The sequence below is a fragment of the Longimicrobium sp. genome (genome assembly GCF_036387355.1).
Taxonomy (GTDB): domain Bacteria; phylum Gemmatimonadota; class Gemmatimonadetes; order Longimicrobiales; family Longimicrobiaceae; genus Longimicrobium.
Genome location: NZ_DASVTX010000193.1, coordinates 1 through 8,345 on the forward strand (window position 1 = coordinate 1; position 8,345 = coordinate 8,345).

The window sequence follows — 8,345 nt, forward strand, 5'->3', positions numbered from 1 at the left end:
CGTGGTGCGCAGGCTGCCGGTCACCACCTCGCGCCCCGCATCGTCACCCAGCAGCCCGAAGACGACGCTGGTGTGCACGTTCTCCTCGGTCAGCAGAAAGTCCGCCGCCACGGGAATGGCGTCGCGCTCCGCCCAGCGCACGAAGCCCACGCCGGAGATGGAAAAGCCGTTGCGCACCACGCGGTCGTGCAGGGCGCGCTCGATGACCTTGAGCGTGCCGCGCGACTTCTGCACGCACAGCACGCGCTCCAGCAGGTCCGGATCGATGTGGCGCGCCAGAAAGGCGGCGGCGCGGTACTCCGGCGCCCGGGCACGGACGAATCCGTCCGTCTCGCTGTGCAGCCCGTGCATGAGCGCGGTGGCCAGCCGCATGTGCGACTCGTTCCCCTGCACCAGCGTGAGCAGCGCGCCGCTGGAGATGTACTCCGCGAACATCGTCGCCGCCGCGCCCAGCGGGCGCACGTCGCTGAACACCGGGTCCAGCACGTCGTCCGGATCGTGGTGGTCCATCACCGCCAGCGTGGGAACGCCCGCCGCCTTGAGCCGGTCCGTCAGATGGGTGGTGGCGCCCTGGTTGTCCACGAACACGGCGGCGTTGTAGGCGGCCAGATCGATCTCCGGCGAGAACTGGCGGATGGGGATGCCCAGCAGGTTGACGAGCGCGCGGTTTTCCGGGTGGCTGATGAGCCCGTCGTACACCAGGTCCACGTCGATGTCGTAGCCGTGCGCGATCTCCCGGTAGGCCATGCCGCAGGAGATGGCGTCCGGATCGGGAAAATCCTGCAGGGCCACGATGTGGCGCTCGCCGCGCCGGCCGTCCAGCAGGCGCGCCAGCTCCGCCGCGCGCGTGCTGCTGGTTTGCTGCGACGGGGCGGGCGGTTCCGCGGCCGTGGCCACGCCCTGCGACGCGGTCTGCGCGGACTCGGGATCCTGCGACATGGGCATGTTCAGTGTTCGGGTCCAACCATCCGTACGGGCGGCCCATCGCCAGCCGTGTGCCATGGCGCGTGCACGGGCCGCCTTCGCCCGCCGTCCCTTGTTCCCGCAAGCTAACGCGGGGCGCCGCGACGCGCCTCCCGCGGCAGCGGACCCGTTCCCGTCATCCCCCGGACGCACGGGGACGATCCCGGACGCACGACGCCCCCGGGCTCCGCGCGGGAGCCCGGGGGCACCGTGGCCGTCCCGAACGGAACGATCAGGCGCCGACGCGCGCCACGTTGGCCGCCGCGGGGCCCTTTTCGCCGGACACCAGGTCGTACTCCACCTGGTCACCCTCGGCGAGCGTGCGAAAGCCGCTCCCCGTGATCGCCGAGTAGTGGACGAAGCAGTCCTTGTCGCCGGACGTGGGCGTGATGAACCCGAAGCCCTTGGCCTCGTTGAACCACTTGACCGTTCCTGCCTGACGCATTGCTCTCTGCTCCACCAGAAGTGTGCTCCCGTACGGCCGCGCCGGCCGGGATGTCGCGTGGGTGATGGCCCCCCACGCAGGGCATGGATCAACGGAAATGGCTCAACGGCGGGCGCCGCCGCGGTGGGCGCGCCCTGCCAGGCTCAGTTCGGGATTGGGTGCGGCTGAACGGACAACACGGCGGTCTGCGGGGTGCGGCGGTGCCGCACACGGGCGGCGGTACTGCGGGATTGCATTTCGGGACAGAAGGTAATGGAAGACACCAAACCCGTCAAGAAGCGTCGCAATGCGCACTTCCGGCGCAGAAAGGCATCTGGTTTCCGCCGCCCTGTCGCAAACCGAACGATGTGAATACGTTGTCGCGCTCCGTACGGGCCGTTGCGGAGGGTCAGCGGTAGCGCGAGGCGAGCCGTTCCGGGTCCGCGCCCAGCGCCCAGGCCAGCCGCAGCCGCCACATGAGCAGGATGGTGCGCCAGATCCCCCCCCGCTCCCACCGCCGGCTGCTCGTGGTCACCGTTGCGCGCAGGCAGAGCGGGCGGCCCATGCGGCGCAGCGTGGTGCTGAGCGCCACGTCTTCCATCAGCGGGATGTCGGCAAAGCCGCCGGCGCGCTCCCACCAGACGCGGCGCACAAAGATGGCCTGGTCGCCCGTGGCGATTCCCGTGGCGCGCGAGCGCAGGCTGATCATCCGCTCCACCACGCGCAGCATGGGCGCCCGCCCGGTGAGCCGCAGGTCAAAGCGGCCCCACCCCGCGCCGCTGGCCGCCAGTCCGTCCGCGATCAGCCGGTCGGCGTCCGGCGGAAGGCGGGTGTCGGCGTGAAGGAAGAGGAGCACGCCGCCGTCCGCCGCCGCGGCGCCGGCGTTCTGCTGCCACGCCCGCCCGCGCGGCGCGGCGACCACCACGTCCGCCAGCGGCCGCGCCAGCTCCGCCGTGCCGTCCGCGCTGCCGCCGTCCGCCACGATCACCTGGTGGCCGCGGGCGCGCAGCGGGGCCAGCGCGGCCAGCGTATCCGCGATCCCCTCCGCCTCGTTCAGCGCGGGGATGATGATGGAGATCCGCACGTCGTCCGTCATCGCCCGGTTGCCCGCTCGGGGGATCGAAACCGGAGGTGGATCCATCCGTAGTGCCGATCGTCCATCCATCCCGAGGAAGAACGATGACGCGCCTTACGGGCGGCCTGATCGGCCGCTGCCCCCACTGCCAGACCGCGATTCACAGCGATCATCCGTACGCCTGGTGCAGCAAGTGCGGCAACGCGCTTCCGGATGACCTCAAGGCCGGCCTGCGCCTTCCCACCCCGTCCGGTGTGGCGCGGGCCGCGGCGGAGGCGGAGTCCGAAGCGGCCGCCCGGGGAACGGGGCCGCGTGTGCTGTTCCGCAAGTTCGTCAGCTCGTTCCGGAGCTGGGACGAGCTCTTTGCCGAGGCGGCGGCCTTTGCCACGGGCATCGGGCGGGAGCGGCTGGTGAACATCAGCCATTCCGAAGACCAGAACGAGGGCGTGGTCACGGTCTGGTACTGGTCGGAGTAGCCCCGTCCAGCGCAAAGGTGAAGCGCGCTTCGGCGGAGGGCGCGCCGTCCACCAGCGTCCGCTCCCGCAGGTGCACCTCGCCATCCACGGTGATGGTGAGCAGGGTGGAGGCGCGCGTCCCGTACTCCGGCGACACGATCAGCGGCGACGAAAGGACGCGCTCCCGCTCCGCGCCTACCCCCGTTTGGGGCAGCTCGTGGTCCGCGGCGGCCACACGGTCGGCCAGCATGCGCCAGAGCGCCGCGTTCCACTCCGGCCCGTCCGCGGCGGCCAGGGCGTCGTGCATGGCGTGGCGGGCGCGCACCACCTTGGGCCAGGGGGTATCCAGCGCGGCGTTGCTCAGCCCGTACACGCCGGGCCGCAGCCGCACCGGGCCCGGCGCGCGGTTGCTGGTGTACCACAGCGACTCGCCGTCGCCCACCAGCAGGTTGAACCCGGCATGGTCCCTGCCCCGCTCCGCCGCCTCGCGCGCGTACTCGCCCGCGGCCGCGGCGCCGAGCAGAAAGCCGGAGACCAGGGCGCCGCGCGAGGGGGCGCCCGGGGGCACGGGCGTCGTCTCCCGCACGTTGGTGATCGCGGCGAAGCGCCCGGCGCGGGTAATGCCCATCCAGGTGCCGCCGCCGCGCAGGTCGCGCCCGGCCAGCACGTGCGGCGCGTCGCTCCACCATTGCGCGGGGGCGGTGGGGCGCGCATAGAATTCATCCCGGTTGGCCGCCACCACCAGGCGGTATCGGGAGTGGGCCTGGTGGGCGAGTACGATGAGGCACATGCGCCGGCGCCGGATGCAGGGATCGCGCGAACGCGCGCGAGGGATCGGAGTATCAGGGAGGGTTCCCCGTCCGGGCGCTCCTCCGCCATCCGCAGTACAACCCCAAGACGAGCAATGTTGCACTACCGCAAGCACTTCCTTTCGCCCGGGCACGAGTGGGTCGTGTTCGTGCACGGGGCCGGCGGCAGCTCGTCCATCTGGTACCGCCAGGTACGGGAGTTCCGCAAGAACTTCAACGTCCTGCTGATCGACCTGCGCGGCCACGGCGAAAGCCAGCCGCCGCTGCTGATGCCTTTCGAGGGCGACTACAGCTTCGACTACCTGACCGGCGAGATCCTGGAGGCCATGGACGACGCGGGGGTGTACGACGCGCACTTCGTGGGCATCTCGCTGGGCTGCATCCTGATCCGCATTCTGGGCGAGCACGCGCCGGAGCGGGTCAAGAGCATGATCCTGGGCGGCGCCGTGGTGCGGCTGAACCTGCGCTCGCGCTTTCTGGTGGCGGTGGGCAACCTGGTGAAGCGGTTCATCCCCTTCATGTGGCTGTACAAGCTGTTCGCGTGGATCATCATGCCGCGCGCCCGCCACCGCCAGAGCCGCACGCTGTTCGTGTCGCAGGCGCGCAAGCTGTGCCAGCAGGAGTTCATCCGCTGGTTCAAGCTGACGTACGGCGTGAGCCCGCTGCTGCGCCTGTTCGAGGACAAGGAGCTGCCCATTCCCACGCTGTACCTGATGGGCGACGAGGACCACATGTTCCTCCCCCCCGTGTCGCGCATCGTCAAGCGCCACACGCGGTGGACGCGGCTGGAGGTGATTCCCGAGTCGGGGCACGTGGTGAACGTGGACCGGCCGGAGCTGTTCAACACCCTGTCCATCGGCTTCATCCGCGGCCTGTCGCCCGCGGCGGCCTGAACGCACGATCAATCCTGATGACGGGCATCTCGATGCGCGCCGCGGTCCCCTGGGCCGCGGCGTTTCTGCTGGCGGCCGCGGCGTGCGGCGGCGACGGGTCCGGCGCGCGCGGGCACACCTCGCTGGTGGCCGCGGGCGACATCAGCAGCTGCTACTGGAGCGGCGACGAGGCCACCGCGCGGCTGATCGACGACATTCCCGGCGTGGTGGTTCCGCTGGGCGACGTGGTATACCAGCGCGGCACGGAGCGCGAGTTCCGGGAGTGCTACGCGCCCACGTGGGGCCGCCACCGGGACCGCAGCCGGCCCACCATCGGCAACCACGAGTGGCGCACGCGAAGGGGCGAGCCGTACTTCCGCTACTTCGGCGAGCGCGCGGGGCCGGCGGGAAAGGGGTGGTACAGCTACGAGCTGGATGGATGGCACGTGATCGTGCTGAACAGCAACCTCCCCATTGTGGACGGATCGGAGCAGATGGAGTGGTTGCGCGAGGACCTGAAGGATAACGAGGACACGCGGTGCACCCTGGCGTACTTTCACCACCCCGTATTCAGCTCGGGCGACCACGGCGGGACGGAGAAGCTGCGGGAGTTGTGGGAGGTGCTGCAGGACGGCGGGGTGGACGTGGTGCTGAGCGGGCACGACCACAATTATGAGCGGTTCGCGCCGCAGAACGCCCGCGCGCGGGCTGACCGGCGCGGGATCCGGCAGTTCGTGGTGGGGACGGGCGGGGCGCCCTCGTACCGCGTGCCGCCGGAGCGCCAGCCCAACAGCCAAGCGTTCGGCAACGACGTGCGCGGGGTGCTGCGGATGGACCTGCAGGAGGACGGGTACGCGTGGGAGTTCGTCCCCATCCCCGGGCGGAACTTCACCGACGCGGGCCGCGCGGAGTGCAGGTGAGGGGCACGGCGGAAGCTGGAAGTGTCAGGCGAAGAGCGCGGGCTGAGCGACTGAAGTCGCCGCAACGACGGCGGAAAGTCTCCCCAAACTGACGGGGAGACTTCACCTGCACGCGGCGGCTGCCGATGTGCGGTTCTCCCCTCGCGCTTCGCTTCCGGCCGGGGCTGCTGAGCGACTGAAGTCGCCGCAACAACGGCTGAAAGCCTCACGATACTGCCGTGAGGCTGCACCTTTGCGGAACCACGGGCTCGGTGCCGAACGCCGCCCCCGCGCTGAGGTTTCTCTTTCTCCCGCGACAGCGGGGGAGAGAGTCGGGGAGCGGGGGCCTCTCCGCATGCACGGTACCAGTTCGAAGCGCACTGTAGATGTTGTCCTCCCCTCTCCGTGCGTCTGTTTGCACGGGGAGGGGCCGGGGGGGGGGCCGGGGGAGGGGCGAACACGCGGAGCGCGTCCAAGTCCGATCCCGCAAGAGGACTGGTGTTTCCCGCCTGCCTCCCTGAGCGGATGAATCCGCCGCTCTGAAAGCGGGAAGCCCCGACCCGCGGCCGCTGTCGCGGCAACGATCAGGGCTTCAACCAATCCGGCGGACGGACCGGTGCGAATTGCCCCGCGCCAATGCAGCAGCCGCAGTCCGCGCAGGCGGACTTCGTGCTTTTCCAGCGGCGAATTCATTCGCTCTGGACAGTCGGACGCGCCCGCCTCCGCTTCCCGCACCGGCGCAGCCGCCACAGTCCGCGCAGGCGGACTTCGCGCCGTTGCTGCCGCGACTTCAGTCGCCCGTCCCTCAGTACCGCGACTCGATCCCGTTCACGACGCGGTAGGTGTCGCGGGCAATCAGCAGTTCCTCGTCGGTGGGAATCACCCACACGCCCGGCCCGGCGCCCTCCGGACTGATGCGCCCCTCGCGCCCGCCCACGTGCGCGTGGTTCGCCGCCGCGTCCACGCGAATCCCGGCGAACTCCAGCCCCTCGCAGATCATCGCCCGCACCGCCGGCGCGTTCTCCCCCACCCCGCCCGCAAAGCAGATGGCGTCCGCCCCGCCCATGGCCGCCAGGTACGACCCGATGTACTTGCGCGCCCGGTAGCAGAAGATCTCGATGGCGAGCCACGCGCGCCGGTCGTCGTGCTCCTCCGCCTCGGCCAGCAGCTCGCGCATGTCGTTGGTGAGCCCCGAGATGCCCAGCAGCCCGGACTGCTTGTTCAGCAGCGACTCCACTTCCGGCAGCGACAACCCCTCCTTGACGGCGATGTACTCCAGCACCGCGGGGTCCAGGTCGCCGGAGCGCGTCCCCATCACCAGCCCCTCCAGCGGGGTGAACCCCATGGACGTGTCCACCGACTCGCCCCCGCTGATGGCGCACGCCGAGCAGCCGTTGCCCAGGTGCAGCGTGATGATGCGCTGCTGCTCGCGCGGCGTCCCCGTCAATTGCCGCCACCGGTAGCTCACGTACCGGTGCGACGTGCCGTGGAATCCGTAGCGGCGCACGCGGTGGCGGCGGTACAGCGAGTACGGGATGGCGTACAGAAACGCGCGTTCCGGGAGCGTGTGGTGGAAGGCGGTGTCGAACACGGCCACCTGCGGAACGGCGTGGCCCAGCACGGCGCGCACCGCCTGAATTCCCTTGAGGTTGGCGGGGTTGTGCAGCGGCGCCAGGTCGATGGTTTCTTCGATGCCGCGCAGCACGTCGTCGTCGATGCCCACGGAGTGAACGAAGCGCTCGCCGCCGTGCGCCACCCGGTGCCCCACCGCGCCGATGTCGCCCAGACTGCCCAGGCCCACGCCGGATTCCGCGCTCAGCAGCCAGTGCAGCAGGTACTCCACCGCCGCGCGATGGTCCCGCAGCGGCGCGGTTCCCTTCACCGCCGGCCCGCTCCCCGCGCGAAAGCTCCACACCGCCTCGCCGCCGATGCGCTCCACCAGCCCGCGGGCGCGCCGCACGTCGCCGTTGTCCGCGAACCGTCCCTCGTCCGTATCAATCAACTGCCACTTGAGGGACGATGATCCCACGTTCAGCACCAGGATGTTCACGCGCGCGTTCCGGTCCGGGGTTTGGGCTGGGTGACCCGCGCAGAATAGCGAAGCCGCCGCACGCGGACCAGCGCGTGGCGGCTTCGCGAACTCCGATGCGTGTCCTCCACGTCCGGCCAGCGCCCAGGACCCACCGTCAGCGTATCTTCAGGATCCGGCGGCGGCCGACCCAGGCGTTCCCGCACCGATCGTCGCGACGTCCCTCCATCCATCTCGGCCCGTCCGTCGATCAACCGCGCGGCAGGACTGCGCTTGACGGCGGCCGGCGCGCGGAGGGATGATGTCGGAGGCGCGCCGTTCATTCATCCACCAGATGATCCCCATCCATGAGCCCCAACAAGCAAACGGTGCAGAAGTACATGGACGCGTTCCACCGCACGGACCGCCCGGAGATCCTGTCGTGCCTTACGGAGGACGTGGAGTGGATCGTTCCCGGCGCCTACCACGTGCACGGGCTGGACGGCTTCAACGGCGAGATCACCAACGATGCGTTCAGCGGCAGCCCCGACATTAGCGTGGACCGGATGATCGAGGAGAACGACGTGGTGGTGGCGGAGGGCCACGTTCGCGCGGCCCTCGCGGACGGCACCCCGCTGAACCTGGTGTTCTGCGACGTGTTTCTGATGCGCGACGCCAGGATCCGGAAGCTCACCTCGTACCTGATGCAGGTGCCGGAGCCCGCCGCCGGCTGACGCACTTCGCCGCCCGGAATCGCCCGAACCTCGCCGGACCAGGATGCAGGAAGCCGCCGCACGCGATGCACGCGTGCGGCGGCTTCGTTCGTCGGGACGGACCGAC

The 8,345-nt window shown here is 70.4% G+C and carries 9 protein-coding genes; 4 read left to right on the forward strand and 5 right to left on the reverse strand.

Features of this window, described 5'->3' with window-relative positions:
* The 3 genes from VF665_RS08525 to VF665_RS08535 form a co-directional block, all read right to left on the reverse strand.
* On the reverse strand, positions 1–939 hold a 939-nt coding region (locus VF665_RS08525), incomplete at its 3' end, for a hypothetical protein (RefSeq protein ID WP_331052990.1).
* 256 nt (positions 940–1,195) lie between these two features.
* A complete protein-coding gene (locus tag VF665_RS08530; protein ID WP_331052991.1) occupies positions 1,196–1,408 on the reverse strand; it encodes a cold-shock protein in 213 nt (70 codons plus the stop codon).
* A gap of 388 nt (positions 1,409–1,796) precedes the next feature.
* Positions 1,797–2,483, reverse strand: a complete 687-nt coding sequence (locus tag VF665_RS08535; protein WP_331052992.1) for a TIGR04283 family arsenosugar biosynthesis glycosyltransferase — start codon at positions 2,481–2,483, stop codon at positions 1,797–1,799.
* An 83-nt stretch (positions 2,484–2,566) separates the two neighbouring features.
* On the opposite strand from VF665_RS08535, the gene VF665_RS08540 reads away from it, so the two are divergent.
* A complete protein-coding gene (locus VF665_RS08540) occupies positions 2,567–2,938 on the forward strand; it encodes a hypothetical protein (protein WP_331052993.1) in 372 nt (123 codons plus the stop codon).
* On the opposite strand, the gene VF665_RS08545 is transcribed toward VF665_RS08540, so the two are convergent.
* Positions 2,913–3,707, reverse strand: coding sequence for an NRDE family protein (locus VF665_RS08545; protein WP_331052994.1), 795 nt, complete (start codon positions 3,705–3,707; stop codon positions 2,913–2,915). The two genes, VF665_RS08540 and VF665_RS08545, sit on opposite strands and share 26 nt — an antisense overlap.
* A 114-nt stretch (positions 3,708–3,821) precedes the next feature.
* On the opposite strand from VF665_RS08545, the gene VF665_RS08550 reads away from it, so the two are divergent.
* Both VF665_RS08550 and VF665_RS08555 read left to right on the forward strand, forming a co-directional pair.
* Positions 3,822–4,619 (forward strand): alpha/beta hydrolase, encoded by a 798-nt coding sequence (locus VF665_RS08550; protein ID WP_349263113.1) that lies wholly within the window; start codon positions 3,822–3,824, stop codon positions 4,617–4,619.
* Positions 4,620–4,636: 17 nt separating this feature from the next.
* On the forward strand, positions 4,637–5,518 hold the full coding sequence (locus tag VF665_RS08555; RefSeq protein ID WP_331052996.1) for a metallophosphoesterase family protein: 882 nt from the start codon (positions 4,637–4,639) through the stop codon (positions 5,516–5,518).
* 784 nt (positions 5,519–6,302) lie between these two features.
* On the opposite strand, the gene VF665_RS08560 is transcribed toward VF665_RS08555, so the two are convergent.
* Positions 6,303–7,547 carry an acetate kinase gene (locus tag VF665_RS08560; RefSeq protein ID WP_331052997.1) on the reverse strand — a complete coding sequence of 415 codons (1,245 nt, stop codon included), beginning with the start codon at positions 7,545–7,547 and terminating at the stop codon, positions 6,303–6,305.
* 326 nt (positions 7,548–7,873) lie between these two features.
* Here VF665_RS08560 and VF665_RS08565 point away from each other — a divergent pair, with 326 nt between their 5' ends.
* Entirely contained in the window at positions 7,874–8,239 is a 366-nt protein-coding gene (locus VF665_RS08565; RefSeq protein WP_331052998.1) for a nuclear transport factor 2 family protein, read from the forward strand.
* Positions 8,240–8,345 lie beyond the last annotated feature (106 nt).

Excerpts from the sequence above, each read along its gene's own strand:
- VF665_RS08530 (WP_331052991.1), bottom strand. The coding sequence starts at position 1,408 with ATGCGTCAGGCAGGAACGGTCAAGTGGTTCAACGAGGCCAAGGGCTTC.
- VF665_RS08540 (WP_331052993.1), top strand. The coding sequence starts at position 2,567 with ATGACGCGCCTTACGGGCGGCCTGATCGGCCGCTGCCCCCACTGCCAG.
- VF665_RS08535 (WP_331052992.1), bottom strand. The coding sequence starts at position 2,483 with ATGACGGACGACGTGCGGATCTCCATCATCATCCCCGCGCTGAACGAG.
- VF665_RS08545 (WP_331052994.1), bottom strand. The coding sequence starts at position 3,707 with ATGTGCCTCATCGTACTCGCCCACCAGGCCCACTCCCGATACCGCCTG.
- VF665_RS08565 (WP_331052998.1), top strand. The coding sequence starts at position 7,874 with ATGAGCCCCAACAAGCAAACGGTGCAGAAGTACATGGACGCGTTCCAC.
- VF665_RS08550 (WP_349263113.1), top strand. The coding sequence starts at position 3,822 with ATGTTGCACTACCGCAAGCACTTCCTTTCGCCCGGGCACGAGTGGGTC.
- VF665_RS08555 (WP_331052996.1), top strand. The coding sequence starts at position 4,637 with ATGACGGGCATCTCGATGCGCGCCGCGGTCCCCTGGGCCGCGGCGTTT.